The sequence below is a fragment of the Bacillus sp. FSL K6-0923 genome, from assembly GCF_038630825.1.
GTDB lineage: Bacteria > Bacillota > Bacilli > Bacillales > Bacillaceae > Bacillus > Bacillus pumilus.
On sequence record NZ_CP152044.1, the window covers coordinates 361,092 to 381,103 of the forward strand.

The window sequence follows — 20,012 nt, forward strand, 5'->3', positions numbered from 1 at the left end:
GTCATGTCGTTAATCTATGATAAATTGTATTCTTGTGCCGTCAGGATCATCTGATAATTGATGACCGACCCATGAGCCTGCTCCTCTATTATCTGAAGGACTAATGTATTTGACTGAAGCTCCTGTTCCTCCTTCCTTACACATCGCCATCGGCCATTCGTCCCGATCATATCCGCGCTTTGTTGGGATGCCATGAAGTGATTGTTCTCTTTGTTCATCGCTATGTTTACGGTCAATTGTACATACGGATGAATGGCCTTCATCAATTGCCTCTTCTATGTGCTTCGCGGTTTCGGGGTAACGATCTGATGGGAAGTGAATCGTTTTGTCATAAGATGAATTCGTCGTCTCTTGTTTACCGTGCTCCAGCTGAACATAGCCTGTTGCTACACCAACGATGATCAGTAAAAGCAAGAGAATGATTTTAAGAAGTTTCATAGATGCTAGCTCTCTTTCTTGTTTGCGTATTTTGTAAACAGAAGTATAGCAGAATTACTTACCAATTTCTCCTGGTTTTGAAAAAACGCCTTTTAAAGTTCGAAAAACGGTTTTTATCCGTTTTCTTGCTTTTCACATTTAAAAAAATTCATAAAAATTTTAATTTTTCAGTTCATAAAAAGAATATGCTTTATCAAAATGGCTTTATCACTGCTTTTTGGGCTAATTTCAAGAATTTAACACACAGAAATTTTAAAAAAATAAAATTGACTAGACCGATATGCTTTAATAATATGGAGTCAAATATCAAAAAATGTCGTAATTTATCAAAATATCATTCTATTTACATTGTAGGAGGGAAGTACAAATGGCGGATGTCTCTTATCGGCTTGGTATAGACATAGGCGGAACATTTACTGACTTATCGCTGATGAATGAAGCAACAGGGGCGTTAACTGAGCTCAAAACACCCACAGTGACTGACGACCCAGCTCAGGGAATTATCAATGGGCTAAAACTTCTAAAAGACAGAGGTGTTGATTTATCTAAAATCCAATATCTCGTACATGGCATGACAATCGGTCTTAATACATTGTTGCAGAGAAAAGGAGCAGATTTGGCCCTTTTTGTGACGGAAGGCTTTCAAGACATATTGTCACTACAGCGTTTACGACTACCCATTCCTTATGACTTCAATTCTCGTTTGCCAGAACCATTAATACCACGAAAGCACGTATATCCAATCTCTGAAAGGTTGATACACGATGGTACGATCAAAAAACCTCTCCATCTGCAGCAATTAGATCATGCTGTCCAGCAGGTCATGTCTAAAGGGCTAGCAGGTATTGTCATTTCTTTTTTACATAGCTATCAAAATCCAGTTCACGAATTACAGGCAAAAGCCTATATCAAACACCATTATCCGCAATTAGAAGTCCTTACTTCATCTGAATTATGGCCCCAAATGAGAGAATACGAGCGTACCGTGATGTCTGTTGTCAATTTGTACATCCAACCAAAGGTGAAACAGTATTTACAAACATTGAAAAGCCGTTTGAAAGAAGAAGGTGTACCAATTTCTCCATACATTACCCAATCAAATGGTGGTTTAATGGATGCAGAAAGTGCAGCAACTTCACCTGTTAAAACACTTTTTTCTGGTCCGGCAGCTGGTGTCATTGGTGCGGCAAGAATTGCAGCTTCTGCAAACGAATCCAATCTCATCACGTTTGATGTTGGGGGGACGAGTGCAGATATTTCCATTATTCAAAATGGACAGCCTACAATGGCTCAGTCAAATCAGCTTTCAGGTTTTCCTATCATTCTTCCATCTGTTGCGATGTATTCAATAGGGGCAGGCGGGGGTTCTGTTGCATGGATTGATCAGGGCGGGCTTCTCAAAGCAGGACCAGAATCAGTCGGCTCACAGCCGGGACCTGCTTCGTATGGTAAGGGAATAAAAGCCGCTTTAACTGACGCGTTCCTCATATGTGGTTATCTCAATCAAGAGCGTTTTGCCGGAGGACATCTACAACTACAGCGGTCCGCGGCGGAAAAGGCTTTTCAGCCAATTGCTGACCAGCTCAACAAAAAGGTAGAAGAAGCGGCTGACCAGCTGATTCAAGTAGCTGTCGCCAATATGTACACAGAATTAAGCAATGTCATGGAGCAGCAAGGGTTTGACCCAAGAGATTTTAGTTTACTAGCGTTTGGCGGAGCAGGACCAGTTGTAGCGAACTTCCTTGCGCGAGAAATTCATGCGAAAAACGTGGTCGTTCCTCCAAGTCCAGGAACATTATGTGCATTAGGTGCCCTGAACGCTGATTTTATTCATGATGCGGTGCTGTCGAAGAAGATATGCTTACAAGACTACTCGATAGATCAACTAAAACAAGATTATGAGATGCTTTCTCGAAAAGCGACTGATTGGTTCAGTCAGCAGAACATTCAGCATATTAAACAGACATCCATTCTATTATTGGCAGATGCACGTTATCAAGGACAAGCCTATGAGATTGAATTACCATTATCAGCTGAATGGCTGAAGCAAGAACAAGATATCCATCAACTCGTTGAAGCCTTTCACAAACTACATCAACGTCAATATGGTCATAGAGATGATCAGGCGAACATCGAGTTCACTCATTTACGAGTTCGAGTTATAGGCGAGACGCCGCCGCTGCCTTTCACACCTGTTCATGAAAGCAGCGGACAATCTTTGAAGCCACATGAATTCAGGCGAATCTTTATAGAAGAAAAAGAATATGATGCAGCTATTTATTACAGAAATACTTTGTCAGTAGGTTCTGTCATTAATGGACCTGCCATCATTGAGCAGGTTGATACGACAACATTGATTCTGCCAAATTGGGCAGGCAGCATTGATCAATCAGGGAACTTGGTGATTTCAAGGGAGGCGGCTTTACATGAGAACTGATCCAGCAAAGCTTGAGATGATGCGCAGTTATTTTAATGCAATTGCATCTGGCATGGGACATGTCATTGAGCGGACGTCTTTTACGACTTTCGTTAAAGAATCAGCTGACTTTGCGACAGCGTTAGCCACGCCTTCTGGAGATTTCTTTGTTTATCCGAAGACAGTGGGTGTCACGATCTTTTTAGGGCTGAGTCTTAAAAAAGCGATTGATGAGAGCGGACCGATGCAGCCAGGAGATATTATCATCACAAATGACCCTTATACGACAGATGGTTTAGCGACTCACCTGCCGGATGTCCATATCATTAAGCCGATTTTCGTAGATGGTGAAATTGTCAGTTATGCTTGGTCTTTTGTTCATGTAAGTGATGTGGGCGGACTTGTGCCCTCGAGTATTTCACCGACAGCGACAGATATTCATCAAGAAGGATTAAGAATACCGCCAGTGAAAATTTATGAAGGTGGAAAAGAGAATCAGGTTGTTCGTACTTTTTTAAGAGCCAACAGCCGAGCTGGTCATTTAAATGATGGGGATATCAATGCAATGATTGCTGCAGTAAATACAGCAGAAATTCGGTTAAAAGAAATGATCGGGAAATTTGGAATAAATGAAGTGAAACAAGGAATGATAGACCTCCTGAAACAAGCTGAGGTTCGTGCAGGAAAGGTCATTGAAGCCATTCCGGACGGAACGAGTGAATTCGCTGATTATTTAGATGATGATATGATCTCGGATGTGCCGATCCGGTTGAAAATCAAGTTAACGGTGAAAGGAAAGCGGCTGACGCTTGATTTTTCTGAGTGTGACCCGCAAGTGAAAACAGCTTTTAACCTTGTCACCAATGGTCAGAAGCATTCCTTTCTATATCAAGGATTGATTAATTACATTATTAGTAAAGATCCCTTTATACCGATTAATGGCGGAATCACATTTCCGATTGAAGTGATTTCACCTAAAGGGACGCTAGTGCATCCAGAATACCCGGCTTCTGTTGGTATTCGGCATTCGATTACGATGAGGCTGTTCAATGTCGTGCTAGGCGCCATTGGTAAGCTGTTACCCGAAGCTGTGCCGGCAGCAGGTGCAGGTCAATCTGCCATTGTTGTTCTCTCTGTTCCTGATAATCAAACAGGTGGCAGGAAAATGTCTGTTGTTGAACCATTAGGCGGAGGCGGCGGTGCTCAAAATGGAACGGATGGAGTAGATGGTATTGATCATTCGTCTGGCTTTTTGAAAAATACACCCATTGAGAGCTTAGAACAGCATATTGATATTCATGTTCACCGATATGAGCTTTTGCCAAATACAGGCGGAGCAGGAGAAAACAGAGGCGGACATGCGATTGGTTTGGAATTTGAAATGATCAAGCCTGAATCCATGGTGACCGCACGAGGTATGGAACGGATGAAGTTTCAGCCTTGGGGATTAATGGGCGGCCGAGCGGGAGCTATCGGTGAGGTCAAACTGGTCACAGCAAAAGGTGAAAAACAAGACCAGCCGAAAATAGATGTTCTACGACTTGAAAAAGGCGATATTGTGCAATTGATATCACCAAGTGGAGGCGGATGGGGAAATCCATTTGCAAGAGAGAAAGAAAAAGTCCTTCATGAAGTGGAAGCAGGTTTATTAAGTGAAGAAAGAGCGCTACAGCAATATGGCGTTAAAGTGTATCTAGACCAAAATGAATGGAAGATTGATGAAGAGCAAACGAATCAGCTTCGTGAAAAGGGTAATCACCCTGCTCATATCATGTGGGATGTCGGAGAACACAGAGAAGCTTATGAGAAAGTATGGACGGATGAAGCCAGCAGCGAGCTTGCTGTGCGGCTGCGCTCCTATCCAGCTAACGAACGTACACATTATAAACATGCAGTTCATCAATATTTCAGTCATAGAAATGAGCCGTTAACAAAGAAAGATATTATTCAAGCACTTCGTCATATGGATGGACAAAAAGGGGGAAATGAATCATGAAAAGAAGATTAATCACTATTTTTGCAGGTGTTCTGTCATTGATTCTACTGCTGACAGCTTGCGGTGGGAATGGACAGGATCAAGGTAAACAGCAGCAGACTGTGATCGTTGGCGTATACGGAGGCGATTGGGAAAAGAATATCAAACCGATCCTCGAAAAGTTTGAAAAAGATACGGGAATTAAAGTCCAAACAGTCTCTGGTGCGGATTCTGAATGGTTTACAAAATTAAAAGCGTCAAATGGTAAAAATCCACCGTATGACCTGCTTATTTTACAGCCTGATACGATTCAAAGAGGCATTGCAGCAAACGTTCTTTCACCTATCGATGAAGATCAAGCACCGAATGTCAAAAAACTTTACCGCTCTGTTCAAAAGAAGCTCACTGTCGATGGGAAACAATATGCAGCAGGCTTTAGCATGGGGCAGCTCGGAATTGCTTATAGAAAAGACCTCGTAAAGCAGGAACCAAACAGCTGGACTGACCTATGGAGCAGTCAGCTAAAAGGGAAGGTAGCCATTTCATCGCCAACTTATTCAGCCGGGTTACAATTTTTCTCTGCGCTTGTCCATGCTCAAGGGGGGACAGAATCAAATCCTAAGGATATTGATAAAGCCTTTAAAAGCCTTTCGCAATTAAAAGGGCATGTTGCTGCTTTTCCAGATAATCCAGGGTCTATTCAAACCTTGTTAGAACGTGGTGACGTCGCAGCAGTTCCATATTGGGATGGACGATCATTTGCACTTGAAGAAGAAGGTATGAATATTGGTTTCTCCTATCCAAAAGAAGGTGCTGTTGCAGCAGTTGCGAGCTGGGCTTTAACGAAGGGAAGTCAGCATGAAGAAGCGGCTTACAAACTATTAAACTATTTAAGTGGAAAAGAAGCTCAGGAAGCTTTCTCGGAAAAATCTTATTATGGTATGTCGAATTCTGATGTGAAATACGGTGACAAGATTAGGGGGAAGGTCAAGGTTGGAGAGAATTATTATAGCAAGCTGACTTGGGTAGATTACGAAACAGCAACTTCGGAGCTGGGCAATTGGACAAATCGATGGAACGAAGTATTAGGTGGAGGAAAATAGGTGATCGTATGAGTGGAATCCATTTAGAACATATCAGCCAGCATTTCGGCGAGCAGATTGCTCTTAACGATGTCAGTCTTACGGTGAATGAGGGGGAGTTTTTCTCCCTTCTTGGTCCTAGCGGCTGCGGGAAATCAACGTTATTAAACATCATTGGAGGTTTTTTAGAGCCAACAAAAGGTGTCGTCTATATTGGTGATCAGGATGTGACGAATTTACCACCTTATCAAAGAAAAACCGGTATGGTTTTTCAAAGCTATGCACTCTTTCCGCATCTGACCGTCTTTGATAATGTGGCGTATGGGTTAAAGGTTCAAAAGAAAAAGAAGGCAGAAATCAAAGAGAAGGTAATGGAGAGCTTGTCTCTTGTGCAATTAGAAGCGTTTGCGAAACGTATGCCGCATCAATTAAGTGGTGGACAGCAGCAGCGGGTAGCGATTGCAAGAGCGCTTGCGATTCAGCCATCTGTTCTTCTTCTTGATGAGCCGCTCAGCAACCTAGATGCAAAACTAAGAAAAAACATGCAGACAGAGCTTAGAAATATTCAAAGGAATGTCGGAATTACCACCATTCTCGTGACCCATGATCAAGAGGAAGCACTGAGTCTTTCCGATCGGGTTGGGATTTTAGGAGAGGGGAAAATCCAGCAGATCGGGACGCCTTTAGAGGTGTACCGACAGCCAAACAATCGATTTGTTGCTGAATTTATCGGACAAGTGAACCTATTTGAGGCAGTCTATGATGAAGCAAGTGCTGCATTTATCGTTCCTCATTTAATCCAGTCAAACGGGCAGGAAGTTCAGTTAAAGGCAGCGGCACACCAAGAGAAGAAGGGAAATCAGTTGCTCATGCTCCGTCCAGAAAGAATCAGCATATCTTCTGAGCGGGGAGACGTTCAGTCCAACCATGTATCAGGCGTGCTGACAGATGTCAGTTATATTGGTCACTCATTACGTTTGGTGGTGGGACTCGATAGCGGTGAAATGATTGTTCATGCTACTGATGCGGCATTTCCAGAGCTGCCGAAAGCTGGAGAAGCTATTCATATCAATTGGCAGCCTGAAGATATCGTTTTCCTAGATTCGAAGGTGCATACGTGATGCGTATCAAGAAAAAGAATCAGCGATTTCATTGGTTCATGCTGCTGCCAGCGTGTTTGTTTCTTGTTGTATTTCTTCTAGTGCCTCTTGTGATGATGTTCGTCCTCAGTTTTCGTGACGTGGATTCAATGATGAACACATTACAAACGTATAGCTTTTCTCAATATATTCATGTGTTTACGACAGATGCGTATGTGAAGGCGATTGGAAGTACAGTGTGGGTAGCCTTGCAGACAACAGTGATTTGTTTAGTGATGGCATACCCAGCAGCATACGTGCTCGTCAAGGCACCTCATCCACGTCTGCGGGCATTTTTCTATATCTTACTTGTTTCGCCGCTTTTGACAAGCGTTGTGATTCGGACGTTTGCGTGGATTGTCCTTCTTTCACAAAATGGTCTGATCAATGGCATGTTATTAGATTTACATGTGATTGAGAAGCCGCTCTCTATGCTGTGGAATATGAATGCGGTGATTATTGCTTATGTTCAGGTCATGCTGCCTTTTGCAGTGCTGCCTATCGCGACGAGCTTAACCGATATGGATCGTCATTTACGACCGGCTTCTATGAGTCTAGGAGCTGGACGAATTCGAACCTTCTTTCATGTGACTTTTCCACTGACCATTCCAGGGATGGTGACTGGGGCTATTATTGTCTTTTCGCTGGCAGCTGGGAGCTATATCACTCCGCTCTTAGTCGGCGGAAGAATGCAGCCGCTGCTGCCGCTGTCTATTTATCAGCAAGTCATGCAGGTGTATAACTTGCCTCTTGCTGCAGCGATGTCCTTTACGTTATTGGTTTGTGTGCTTGTCGTTGTCAGTTTATTAAGCTATCTATTGAAGCGTTGGGAGGCGAGGATGCATGCGTAAAAAATCATTTGGTGATCGCTTGCTTTCAATCCTGATTTGGACTGCTGGGTCATTGGTTTATCTCTTTTTGACCATACCTGTTCTTGTCATCGTCTTATCTGCTTTTAGTCCAAATGCCTTCCCTGAATTTCCGCCGACTTCGTTCTCTGTTCGTTGGTTTCAAGAGGTCGTGTCGAATCCAGAATGGATGGAGTCTCTGCGTATCAGTGTGATTTTGCTAATCATCGTAACGCCTCTCACGGTTCTTTTAGGCACGATGGCTTCATATGCTTTAGCAAGGCTTTCCTTTAAGGGAAAGGAGGCGATTCAAGCCTTCATTTTGTCACCTCTTATGATTCCTCAAGTAGTGTTAGGGATTGCCATGCTCTATTTGTTTACGGCTATGGGGCTTACAGGATCTTTGTGGGCGCTTGTCATAGGTCACGTCATCATTGGCTTTCCCTATGTGGTTCGAACAGTAGGCGTCAGTGTCTCGAATTTGGACCCGCGGCTTGAGCTAGCTTCAATGAATCTTGGCGCAGGACCTATTCGCACATTCTTTCGAGTGACGCTGCCTTTGATAAAGCCAGGAATTATTGCAGGCGGGGTATTTTCAGCCGTGACGTCATTTGGGGAAATATCGATCAGTTTGTTCGTTTCCTCTCCCCAAACGATTACAATTCCCGTCAGGACGTTTAATTACATTGAGCAAACCTTTGATCCGAGTGTCAATGCGATATCTGTCATATTTATTATCATTTCTATCATTGCGTTGCTCATTATTGAAAAAACAATTGGCCTGTCTAAGGTGATGTAAATATAATGAAGAAACAAGGGAGCTGTCATTTGAAATGGCAGCTCTTTTTGTGTTGTTTTTACGGTAAATATTTTCAATTTTTTAGGGAATATAGTTCTTAAGATTTAAGAAATTGTGGAGGATGGAAGGAGACCTCTATCCTACATTTTCGGTCATATTTGCAAATTTTAAGGGAAAACATGAAATTTTTGCGGTATTTAGTCGATTATTTTCGGTTGAACGCAACTATTATTAGTTATTTTCGGTAAATATCGTAAATTATTATGTGATTCATTCGGTATAACGCATGAATCTTTACACCCATTTTTCGGTGAAAAAAACAATAATTTCATATAAAGTGGACGTAAATAGAAAATATTTAAAAAGAAAAGAAGAAAAAGGCAAATCTATGGAAACGTAGAGACGCAAAGCCATGTCCTAAGGTAAATTGTTTTTTACTATGGTCGGCAGGTTACCGAATCAAAATGGGAGTCCCTCCGTTTTATTCGGGGTGGGCTTCTTTCCGTATTCTGTCTATTTTAATGAAATAGACTTGGTTCTTTTGATATAGAGGGTGCAGGGTTGTCACATTGGTGGAGAAAACACAGAAGAGGCGGAGGATGAAAATGAATACAGTTTATTACCCCTTAACACATGCGCAAAAGCGAGTATTCTACACGGAAAGATTTTATCCAGGTACAAGTATTTCTAATTTGGGTGGATTCGCCAGATTGAGATCGGTATCAGGTTTAGATCCATCTTTGGTCGTTGACGTGCTTCAAGCGTACATTCGCCAAACTGACTCCCTTCGGCTGAGGCTAGTGTATCAACATGAGCAGGAGGAGCCTGTTCAATATATCAAGCCTTATGAAGAACAGCCGATTCGCATGGAGAAGGGCTGGAGTGAAGAAGAAGTGAGGGCTTGGGCGAATGAGCAAATCCGTGAGCCGATGCCGTTGATTGACAGCCCCTTGATTGAATTTACAGTCTTTCAAATCAGTGATGAAGAGTGCTGGCTGTTTTGTAAAGCACATCATATTGTGGCGGATGGTATCTCCATTATCTTAATGGGAAATCGCATCATCGACTTATACCAGGACATGCTGCACGGGGTAGACATCTCACCGGTTGAGGAGATTTCCTTCGTTGACCATATCATGAGTGAGCAAAGCTATGAAACTTCTAAACGGTTTCAAAAAGACCAAGCTTTTTGGAATGAGCAATTTGCCAATATTCCAGATTTCGCTTCTTTAAAACCGCATAAGGGATACGAGATGAGTTTACATGCGGAGCGATTTTCAGGGGATATTCCAGATTCTTTGAAGGAGAAACTTCGTGCGTTTTGTGAAGAGCAGAAAGTCAGTATGCTCTCGATGTTTATGTCTACTGTTTATATGTATTTGCATCGTTTTAGCGGTATGGAGGATGTTGTCCTTGGAACCTTTATGGGCAACCGAACAAATGCCAAAGAAAAAAAGATGATTGGTATGTTTGTTTCCACCATTCCGATGCGTGCATCTGTTCAGGGGTCGCAATCATTTCTGGATTTCGTCAAACAGGTCATGGCGGATCAAATGAAGATCTTGCGTCACCAAAAGTACCCTTACAATCTTCTCATGAATGATTTGAGAGAAAGAGAAGGGTTTACAGGACGCCTTTTTGATATTTCTTTAGAATACCAGGTCATGCAGTGGCAGAAAAAAGAGAATCTGTCTTTTATTACTGAACCGATCTTTAGCGGGAGCGGAATGAATGATATTTCCATTCATGTAAAGGACCGCTGGGATACAGATACATTGACCATTGATTTGGACTACCGTACAGATGTATTCACCGAAGAAGAAATCAGTCAGATGTTTGATCGATTCTTAATCATACTAGAAGCGGCGGTCTCCCAGCCTGATCAGCTAATCGGGAAACTTCCTTTACTTCCACAAGATGAACAAAAGGAACTGCTGCAATTATCTCAGAGAAAACCGTTTCAAAAACCAGCTGAAAAGCCAGTTCATCATTTGTTTGATGAGGCAGCCACTAAGTATGCAGAGCGGACAGCGGTTGTAGCAGAAAATGGAGCATTGACTTATGGAGAGCTGTATCAAAAGGCAGAAAGGCTGGCGCGTTTTTTACAAATGAAAGGTGTCTCGCGTGATGTGCCTGTTGCTGTCCTAATGGATCGAAAGGCAGAGGCTATGGTGGCGATCTTCGGCATATTAAAGGCTGGCGGGGCGTATGTACCGATTGATCCGGCATTACCTGAGGAGCGCATTCAATATATTGTGGAGGATTCTGGTGCTTCCATTGTGTTAACAGAGGAAACGTTCGTTGCAACATACCGTGCCCTCTCGGAAAAAATGGTCGTGCAGCAGCAAATCGAATTAGATGATGAACTGCTGCCTCAGCTTGTAGATCAGTCGGTACCAGAGGATTTGGCTTATATGATTTATACATCGGGGACGACTGGAAAACCGAAGGGCGTCATGATTGAGCATCTTCAGCTGCATCATTTGGTTCATGCCTTGCATCATGAGATTTATGAGGAGGCGAGTGAGCTTCAAATGGCGCTTCTTGCACCATTCCATTTTGATGCATCGGTGAAACAAATTTTTGCTGCGATATTATTTGGGCATACACTTCATATTATTCCGCGAGAAACAACGAGAAATGGTGTTCAATTAGCGGCTTATTATAGAAAACATCAAATTGAAGCAGCAGACGGAACCCCGGCCCATGTACAGCTTTTACTTGCAGCGGAATTAGACGGTCTGTCATTGAGACATATGTTAGTTGGGGGAGAGGCATTGCCTGCGAAAGCAGCATACTCGCTTATTGAAGCGGTTCGTATGAGTGAGCCTGCTTTTACTTTGTGGAATGTGTATGGTCCGACTGAGACGTGTGTCGATGCGGCGGTTCATCGCCTAGAACTAAGTGAACTTCGCGAATCATCTGAACAGCAGCGTTATGTGTCAATCGGAAAGCCGCTCGGTCATCACCGTCTTTATATTTTAAATGACCATGATCAATTACAGGTACAGGGGGCTGCTGGAGAACTGTGTATTGCAGGGATAGGTGTTGGGCGAGGCTATGTGAATCAGCCAGAATTAACGGAGAAAGTATTTACGGCAGATCCATTTTCTCCAGGTGAGCGGATGTATCGAACAGGGGATTTAGTCAGATGGCTTCCAGATGGCACAATTGATTATCTTGGCAGAATGGATGATCAAGTGAAAATAAGGGGTTACCGCATAGAAACAGGCGAAATTGAAGCAGTGATGGAGCAGATAGATGGAGTGGATCAAGCTGTCGTACTAGTAGTTGATGAAGCGGACGGGGAAAAGGTGTTAAGTGCTTACTATCAAGCCCGTCATGAAGATGTGTCAGTTAACATGCTGCAAGCCGCTATCAAACATCAGCTGCCAGCTTACATGATGCCGCTCTATTTCAAAGAGCTTGATGCATTTCCACTCACAGTTAGTGGCAAAGTTGATCGTCGTGCACTTGCTGCCTTAAAAGGTGATAAAGCCGTTCAAGCTGTTTATGCTGCGCCTAGAAACGATCTCGAAACGAAGCTTGTGCGTTTGTGGGAAGAAATTCTTGGTCAAGAGAAGATTGGTATATATGATTCCTTCTTCGAACGTGGGGGGCATTCGCTGAAAGCAATGACTGTACTCACACATGTGCAGCGAGATTTTCATGTAGAGGTGCCTCTATCCATTTTATTTGAACAGCAGACCATTGCGGCTTTGGCTGCCTACATTGAGCAAGCGGAAACATCTCCTGAAACGGTGATACCTAAAGCACCTGCTTTAGACCATTACCCATTGTCACCTCCACAGCAGCGCGTTTATATGGTGAGTCAATTGGAGCAAAGTACTGCATATCATATGCCAGCTGTTGTGAGGTTAAAAGGAACGCTACAGCAAGAGAGGCTGACTGAAGCCTTTGAAAAACTCATCACACGTCATGATATGCTGCGTACGTCTTTTCATACGTTGAAAGGCGTTCCTCGTCAGCGGGTAGCTCCATCCGTACCTTTTCAAATAGAGCAGCTAACAGGCGGTACGATGGAAGAAAATATGCAGAAATTTGTCAGACCCTTTGACCTTGAGTGTGCACCACTTCTTCGCATTGGCTTGAAGTCATTAGATGATCAGGAGCACTTGCTCTTTTTCGATATGCATCACCTGATTTCAGATGGTCTTTCGATTGATTTGATGCTGCGTGAGCTATCAGATGCTTACGAAGGATCCGTCAAAGTCCCATTGAAGCTTCAATATCAGGACTATGCTGTTTGGCAAGAACAACAAAATTTTCAAAAAGAAGAGGCATTCTGGCTGCAGGAATTCTCGGGTGATCTTCCTGCTTTACAGCTGCTGACCGATTATCAGCGCCCATCGATTCAGTCGTTTGCAGGGGATCGTGTGATCAATGAAATCAATGAAACATTAAAGAGGCAATTACAGGAGCTAGCGGCAAAACACCATACGACACTGTATACGGTTCTGCTTTCTGCTTACTATACATTGCTTGCGAAGTACACGGGGCAAAAGAAATTCGTGGTAGGAACACCGGCGGCGGGGCGAGTGCATGCAGACTTGGATGACATGATTGGCATGTTTGTCCAGACACTTGCATTGCGGTCAGAGGTTGATCCAAATAAAACCATGTCGCAGTTGATCGAGCAAGTGAAGGAAAAGACGATGCATGCATTTGAGCATCAGCAATATCCATTTGAACGATTGCTTGAAAAACTGAATATGCCAAGAGACTTTAGCCGTCATCCATTATTCGATACCGTTTTTACACTCATGCCAGATCATGGATCAGCCCAGCATATTGGAGAAATGCAAGTTGAAATCGAAGAAACCAATTTCCATATTGCAAAGTTTGATTTAACGCTGCAAGCAATGGAGTCAGATCAAGGTTTATCCTTTGTCCTCGATTACAGTACGGCGCTATTTAAACGAAGTACAGCCGAGCAGATGCTGCATCATTATATGTATTTGCTGGAGCAGATGGTCCAAGCGCCGGAGGAAGCGATCCGATCTTATCGATTACTTTCTGAACAAGAAGCAGAAGCTCAACTGAATCTGTGGAATCCTTTACCATCACCTTATCCGGCCGAAGAAACCATTGTGACGCAGTTTGAAGCACAGGTGGAGGCGCACGGTCATAAGCCTGCACTCCAGTGTGAAGGCGTGATTCTTTCTTACCAAGAACTAAATGACCGTGTGAATCAGCTGGCTCATTATTTGAGTGAACATGGGTTTGAAAGAGGGATGAAAGCAGCCTTATTCTTTGAACGATCTCATGAGATGGTACTCTCTGTTCTAGCTGTACTTAAGGCTGGCGGCGTCTATGTACCAATTGATCCTGATTTTCCTGATGAGCGCGTGAAGCACTTTTTAACAGACAGCGGTGCGCAATTCTTATTGACACATCAAGTGCTGCGCCATCGCTCGGTGCTCGCTTCTTTTGAGGGAACCATCATCGAAACAGAAGATCAGGCAATTGATCAGCAATCAGACAGCCCTATAGATGTTGATATTTTACCAGAGGACTTGGCGAATTTGACCTATACATCTGGTACAACTGGAAAACCTAAAGGAAATATGGTGACACACCGGAACATTTTGAGGACAGTGAAGCAATCAAATTATCTTGCCATTCATCATGATGACACGGTGATGAGCCTGTCAAACTATGTATTTGATGCTTTTATGTTCGATGTGTTTGGTGCTTTATTAAACGGTGCGAAACTGATTGTTCTGCCAAAGGATCATATCTTAAACATGAATGAGCTTTCTGGAGCGATTGAGAAGGAGAAAGTCAGTATTTTAATGATTACGACAGCTCTTTTTCACTTACTTATCGATATGAAAAAAGACAGCCTGAAGAACGTCAGAAAAGTTCTATTTGGCGGAGAACGTGCTTCTGTGCCTCATGTCATGACTGCACTTGAAACGGTAGGAGAAGGCAAGCTTGTTCATATGTATGGTCCTTCTGAAAGCACGATTTTCACTACGTATTATCCTGTGAATCACATTGAGAAACAGGCGTTGTCTATCCCAATCGGAAAGCCAGTGAGTCAAACGGCTGTTTATATTGTAGATGAATTTGGACAGCTGCAGCCGCCAGGTGTAGCGGGAGAGCTATGTGTCGCTGGTGATGGACTGGTCAAAGGATATTATGGACAGACAGAACTCGCAAGTGAAAAGTTCGTGAAAAACCCTTTCCGCCCTGGTGAGGTCATGTATAAAACGGGTGATCTTGCACGCTGGCTGACAAATGGAGAGATTGAATTCATTGGACGAATCGATCATCAAGTAAAGATTCGAGGTCAGCGTATTGAACTTGGAGAAATTGAGCATCAGCTGCTTTGCCATCCGCAATTGAAGGAAGCTGTCGTCATTGCAGCCCCAAATGACACATTATGTGCATATTTTACAGCCGAAGGGTCCGTCTCATTAACTGATTTGCGCGAGCAGGCAGGGCGTGAACTGCCTGTGTATATGATGCCGTCATTCTTCATGCAATTAGACGAGCTGCCGCTGACGAATAACGGCAAGGTAGATAGGCGTGCGCTGCCAGTGCCTGACTTAAGTGAGCAAGGGGTAAATGAGTACATCCCACCTCAAACAGAAACAGAGCGTCTTGTAGCGCGCATTTGGGAGGAAGTTCTTGAAGCGCCGCGAATCGGCAGGTACGATCATTTCTTTGAATGCGGTGGTCATTCACTGCGCGGCATGAAAATGCTGAACAAGCTGTATGAAGAGATGCATGTGGAGCTCACTTTGAAGTCTTTATTTGAATCTCCAACATTAGAGGCGTTTGCCTTTGCGGTTGATCAAGCGGATCAAACGGAGATCAAGCGGGTGGAGGTTGCAGAAGAAGCGGCCTATTATCCAGTGACATCAGCTCAGAAAAGGCTGTTTGTATTGGAGAAAATGACCGATGCGCAGCAAAGCTATCATATGCCGGCTGCTTTAAAGCTTGAAGGTGCTTTTGATGAAAAACGATTTAAAAAAGCGATTGAACAGCTTGTCCATCGTCATGAAGCATTTAGAACGAGCTTTGATTTTGTTCAGAATGAACCTGTTCAACGGATTGAATCAAACATCTCCGTAGACATTGAGACAATCGAAGGGAACGGACGAGACATACAGGAATTGATGAATGACTTTATCCGTCCATTTGATATAGAAAAGGCGCCTCTACTCAGAGTAGGTCTAGTTTCTGGTTCCGTAAATGTCCATTATTTACTGATTGATATGCACCATATCATTTCAGATGGTGCATCTGTGGGCATTTTAATTGAGGAGCTTTCAGCCTTGTATCGAGGAGACAAACTAGAGGAATTACCTGTTCAATATAAGGATTATGCGGTTTGGTCAAAAAGCGAGGCGTTTGCTGCACAAATAGAAGCTGAAGAGGCGTTTTGGCTGAAACAATTAGAAGGAGAACTGCCTGTACTGGCACTGCCAGAAGATCTGCCAAGACCAAAAGTGCAAACATTCGAAGGAGACCGCGTCTCATTTACAATCAATGGGCCGCTTAAAGCGAAATTGGATGAGCTGGTCAGAGCGCTCAACAGTACGACGTATACAGTGCTGCTCACGTGCTACAGCACCCTTTTAAGCAAGCTGTCAAGACAAGAAGATATCATCATCGGTTCACCGATTGTAGGTAGAACTCATCCGGATATTCAATCTGTCATTGGTATGTTTGTGAACACGCTGGCACTTAGAACAAAGCCAGCAGGACATCTGACAGCGGCAGAATTTGCGTCAAATGTTCATCAGCTTGTGTTAGAGGCAAATGAGCATCAGTTGTACCCATTTGAAGAATTGGTAGACCATGTGCAAACGGTTCGAGATACTAGCCGTCATCCAATCTTTGATGTGGTGTTCTCGATGGAAAATGCAGATATCCGTGATTTAACGATGGACGGACTTCATATTGTTCCGCAGCCATTCGAAGAGAATATCGCCAAATTTGATTTGACCTTAACTGGAAAAGAATCAGCTGATCACATTGAGCTTGTGTTCGATTTTAATTCTTCTACTTTTCAAAAGTCGTCGATCGAAAAGTGGAAGGTGTTTTTCCTTCATTTATTGGAACAAATGGTATCAGCGCCAGATCAATCGCTGGATCAAATGCAGCTATTATCACCGAATCAGCAGCAAAAACTGCTCAGTGAATGGTCGGGTCCTGTACTAAACGTTCCGTCAGATCAAACGGTTCATGCACTGATTGAGGCTAAGGCATACGAGACGCCTCATCAAAAAGCGGCGACCTTCCGAGGAACGAGCTGGACGTATGAAGAGCTGAACAATCGGGCAAATACAGTCGCTTCAAAACTCATCTCAAACGGCATAAAACGAGGAGACCGCGTCGGTATTCTGACCCGCCCATCGCTTGATATGACGGCAGCTGTCCTTGGCGTTCTCAAGGCAGGTGCGGCATTCGTTCCAGTTGATGCGGATTATCCGGATCAGCGTATTGCCTATATGCTGGAAGACTGCGGGGCAGAGGTTCTTCTGATGCAAAAAGGGCTGGCTGCACCATCTTCATTCACAGGTCATGTTCTATTGATAGAAGATGCCGTAGAAGGTGAAGCTCACGATGTTCAGGTTCATATGAAACCAACAGATCTCGCCTATATGATTTACACGTCTGGAACGACAGGACAGCCGAAGGGTGTCATGGTTGAGCACCAGTCCCTTGTGAATCTGGCGTTCTGGCACAATGATGCCTTCCAAGTGACCAATGCGGATCGAACCGCCAAATATGCCGGCTTTGGCTTTGATGCTTCCATTTGGGAAATGTTCCCGACATGGATCGCCGGCGCAGAGCTGCACATCATTGATGAAGCGATTCGTCTCGATATGATCAAGCTCAATACGTATTTCAATGACGAAAATATCACCGTTGCGTTCCTGCCGACCCAGCTATGCGAGCAGTTTATGTCGATGGACAATCATTCCTTGCGTTACTTACTAACAGGCGGAGACAAGCTAAAACAGGTAAAGCCTGTTCCTTATCAACTCGTGAATAACTATGGTCCAACAGAAAACACAGTCGTGGCGACAAGCGGGATCATCAACCCAGATCAAGGCACGCTTCCAATTGGAACAGCGATTGCCAATACCCGTTTTTACATCATGGGTTCGTTATATGACCTCTCGCCGCCAGGCGTACCGGGTGAGCTTGTGATTGCGGGGAAAGGACTGGCACGAGGGTACTGGAATCTTCCAGAGGAAACAGAGAAAAGCTTTGTCCCAGATCCATTTTATTCGGGTGAGCGTATGTACCTGACAGGCGATTTAGTGAAATGGACAGAGGATGGCGAGCTGATCTATCTCGGCAGAAAAGACCATCAGGTCAACATTCGCGGCTTCCGGATTGAGCTGTCAGAAATTGAAGCGCAACTTCTTGCACTTTCGGAAGTCAAAGAAGCAGTTGTGACAACGGTCAAAGATGCCAGCGATCAAGACGCGCTTGCCGCATATGTCATCACAGATGAAGAAATGACTGACCTAAAGGAAAGTCTAAAACGAACGTTGCCAGACTATATGGTCCCTTCATGGATCATCAAGCTAGACCACCTGCCGATGACGGCAAATGGCAAAGTCGATCTAAAGGCATTGCCAGCACCAGATATGGAAGCGAACCAAACGGCATACGAAGCGCCAAGAGATGAAGTGGAAACACTTCTATGCGGTATTTGGGAAGACGTGCTTGGCGTCAGCCAAGTCGGCATTCACGATCACTTCTTCTTCCTTGGAGGAGATTCAATTAAAGGCATCCAAATGGCAAGCAGACTCACACAAGCAGGCTGGAAGCTCGATATGAAACTGCTTTTCCAATACCCAACGATTGCGGAGCTGCGCCCATATATCGAAGAAGCGGACCAACTGACAGCCGACCAATCACCTGTCGAAGGGGAAGTCATTTTCACACCGATTCAGCGCTGGTTCTTTGAACGGAACTTTACGAATCAGCACCATTGGAACCAATCGGTTATGCTCCAAGCGCCAAATGGCTTGGATGAAACCATCGTTCAGCAAGTGTTGGAGCAGCTCATGATCCATCACGATGCGCTGCGAATGGTGTATCCGCTTGAAGAAGGACGCGTGATCCAGCGTCATCGAAAAATCGAAGAAAACTTGGTAACTGTTGATGTAATGGAAGTACGAGGGGAACTGTCGCAGCAAATCCAGCAGGTAGAAAAGCTGGCAAATGAAGTGCAAGCGAGTATATCGCTAGCGGAAGGACCTTTAGTAAAGCCAGCCATTTTCCGAACGGATCAAGGGGATCATTTACTGCTCGCTGTACATCATCTTGTCATCGATGGTGTGTCATGGCGTATTTTCCTTGAAGATTTTATGGCTCTTTATGAACAGTCGAAGCGCGGGGAAATCCTGACACTTCCTGAAAAAACACACTCTTTCCAAGAATATGCCCAGAAGCTGACGGAATACGCGATGTCAGATGAGTTGCTGTCGGAAAGAGCTTATTGGAAAAAGGTGCTTGCGCATCCCGTTACACCAATTCAAAAGGATCATGTGACAGAGGATCAGAGGATGCTTCATACACAGACCATTCGTTTTACATTGTCTGAGGAGGAAACACGCAGTCTGCTGACAGATGTACATGAAGCATATCAAACAGACATCAATGATATTTTGCTGACAGCACTCGGATTGTCTATGAAAGAGTGGACAGGAGAAGACAGACACTTTATTCATCTTGAAGGACACGGAAGAGAGAACATCCTCCCTGCGGTCAATGTATCACGGACGATTGGCTGGTTTACAAGTATGTACCCTGTGTTACTGGATATGTCGCATGCAGACGATCTTTCTTATCAGATTAAGCATTTGAAAGAGGAGCTCAGGCACATTCCGAACAAGGGAATCGGCTACGGCATATTAAAATATTTAACCCCTGACAAGATGAAGGAAGATATCTCATTCGATCTCGCGCCAGATATCAGCTTCAACTATCTTGGTCAGTTTGATGAACAGATCAGCGGTGAGTTAAACCGCTCAACGTGGCATCCAGGACAATCGCTGAGTCCTGAATCAGAGAAACCTCATGCACTTGATATTGTTGGTTTCGTCGAACAAGCTATGCTCCATGTGACAATTTCTTATCATCATCTTGAATTTGAAGAACGTACGATGGAACAATTCAAGGACCTTCTTGAAAAGAATGTGAAGGCGCTGATCTCACATTGTGTATCACAGGAAGAAACCCAGATGACACCTAGTGATGTAGGGGATGAAGATCTCACGATGGATGAACTTGAAAAGCTAATGGATATATTTTAAGCA

8 protein-coding genes and 1 riboswitch are annotated in these 20,012 nt (G+C 43.9%); of the genes, 7 read left to right on the plus strand and 1 reads right to left on the minus strand.

Annotation, left to right across the window (positions count from 1 at the left end):
• Positions 1–9: 9 nt before the first annotated feature.
• Complete coding sequence (locus MHI16_RS01940; RefSeq protein WP_268467741.1) at positions 10–438, minus strand: NucA/NucB deoxyribonuclease domain-containing protein; 429 nt, start codon at positions 436–438, stop codon at positions 10–12.
• Between the two features lie 367 nt (positions 439–805).
• Here MHI16_RS01940 and MHI16_RS01945 point away from each other — a divergent pair, with 367 nt between their 5' ends.
• The 7 genes from MHI16_RS01945 (at position 806) to MHI16_RS01975 (ending at position 20,009) form a co-directional block, all read left to right on the plus strand.
• Positions 806–2,875, plus strand: a complete 2,070-nt coding sequence (locus tag MHI16_RS01945) for a hydantoinase/oxoprolinase family protein (RefSeq protein WP_058015289.1) — start codon at positions 806–808, stop codon at positions 2,873–2,875.
• On the plus strand, positions 2,865–4,850 hold the full coding sequence (locus MHI16_RS01950) for a hydantoinase B/oxoprolinase family protein (RefSeq protein WP_058015290.1): 1,986 nt from the start codon (positions 2,865–2,867) through the stop codon (positions 4,848–4,850). The genes MHI16_RS01945 and MHI16_RS01950 overlap by 11 nt, the downstream gene beginning before the upstream one ends.
• Positions 4,847–5,932, plus strand: coding sequence for an ABC transporter substrate-binding protein (locus MHI16_RS01955; protein WP_058015291.1), 1,086 nt, complete (start codon positions 4,847–4,849; stop codon positions 5,930–5,932). Before MHI16_RS01950 ends, MHI16_RS01955 begins: the two co-directional genes overlap by 4 nt.
• A gap of 8 nt (positions 5,933–5,940) precedes the next feature.
• Positions 5,941–7,032, plus strand: a complete 1,092-nt coding sequence (locus tag MHI16_RS01960; protein ID WP_058015292.1) for an ABC transporter ATP-binding protein — start codon at positions 5,941–5,943, stop codon at positions 7,030–7,032.
• Entirely contained in the window at positions 7,032–7,901 is an 870-nt protein-coding gene (locus MHI16_RS01965; protein WP_058015293.1) for an ABC transporter permease, read from the plus strand. Before MHI16_RS01960 ends, MHI16_RS01965 begins: the two co-directional genes overlap by 1 nt.
• Positions 7,894–8,697 (plus strand): ABC transporter permease, encoded by an 804-nt coding sequence (locus MHI16_RS01970; protein WP_058015294.1) that lies wholly within the window; start codon positions 7,894–7,896, stop codon positions 8,695–8,697. The genes MHI16_RS01965 and MHI16_RS01970 overlap by 8 nt, the downstream gene beginning before the upstream one ends.
• Before the next feature lie 369 nt (positions 8,698–9,066).
• Positions 9,067–9,156, plus strand: a riboswitch (cyclic di-GMP riboswitch).
• A gap of 146 nt (positions 9,157–9,302) precedes the next feature.
• Entirely contained in the window at positions 9,303–20,009 is a 10,707-nt protein-coding gene (locus MHI16_RS01975; protein ID WP_268467739.1) for a non-ribosomal peptide synthetase, read from the plus strand.
• The last annotated feature ends 3 nt before the right edge of the window (positions 20,010–20,012 follow it).

Coding starts and splice junctions, on each gene's coding strand:
- MHI16_RS01965 (WP_058015293.1), top strand. CDS start 7,032: ATGCGTATCAAGAAAAAGAATCAGCGATTTCATTGGTTCATGCTGCTG.
- MHI16_RS01975 (WP_268467739.1), top strand. CDS start 9,303: ATGAATACAGTTTATTACCCCTTAACACATGCGCAAAAGCGAGTATTC.
- MHI16_RS01945 (WP_058015289.1), top strand. CDS start 806: ATGGCGGATGTCTCTTATCGGCTTGGTATAGACATAGGCGGAACATTT.
- MHI16_RS01960 (WP_058015292.1), top strand. CDS start 5,941: ATGAGTGGAATCCATTTAGAACATATCAGCCAGCATTTCGGCGAGCAG.
- MHI16_RS01950 (WP_058015290.1), top strand. CDS start 2,865: ATGAGAACTGATCCAGCAAAGCTTGAGATGATGCGCAGTTATTTTAAT.
- MHI16_RS01955 (WP_058015291.1), top strand. CDS start 4,847: ATGAAAAGAAGATTAATCACTATTTTTGCAGGTGTTCTGTCATTGATT.
- MHI16_RS01970 (WP_058015294.1), top strand. CDS start 7,894: ATGCGTAAAAAATCATTTGGTGATCGCTTGCTTTCAATCCTGATTTGG.
- MHI16_RS01940 (WP_268467741.1), bottom strand. CDS start 438: ATGAAACTTCTTAAAATCATTCTCTTGCTTTTACTGATCATCGTTGGT.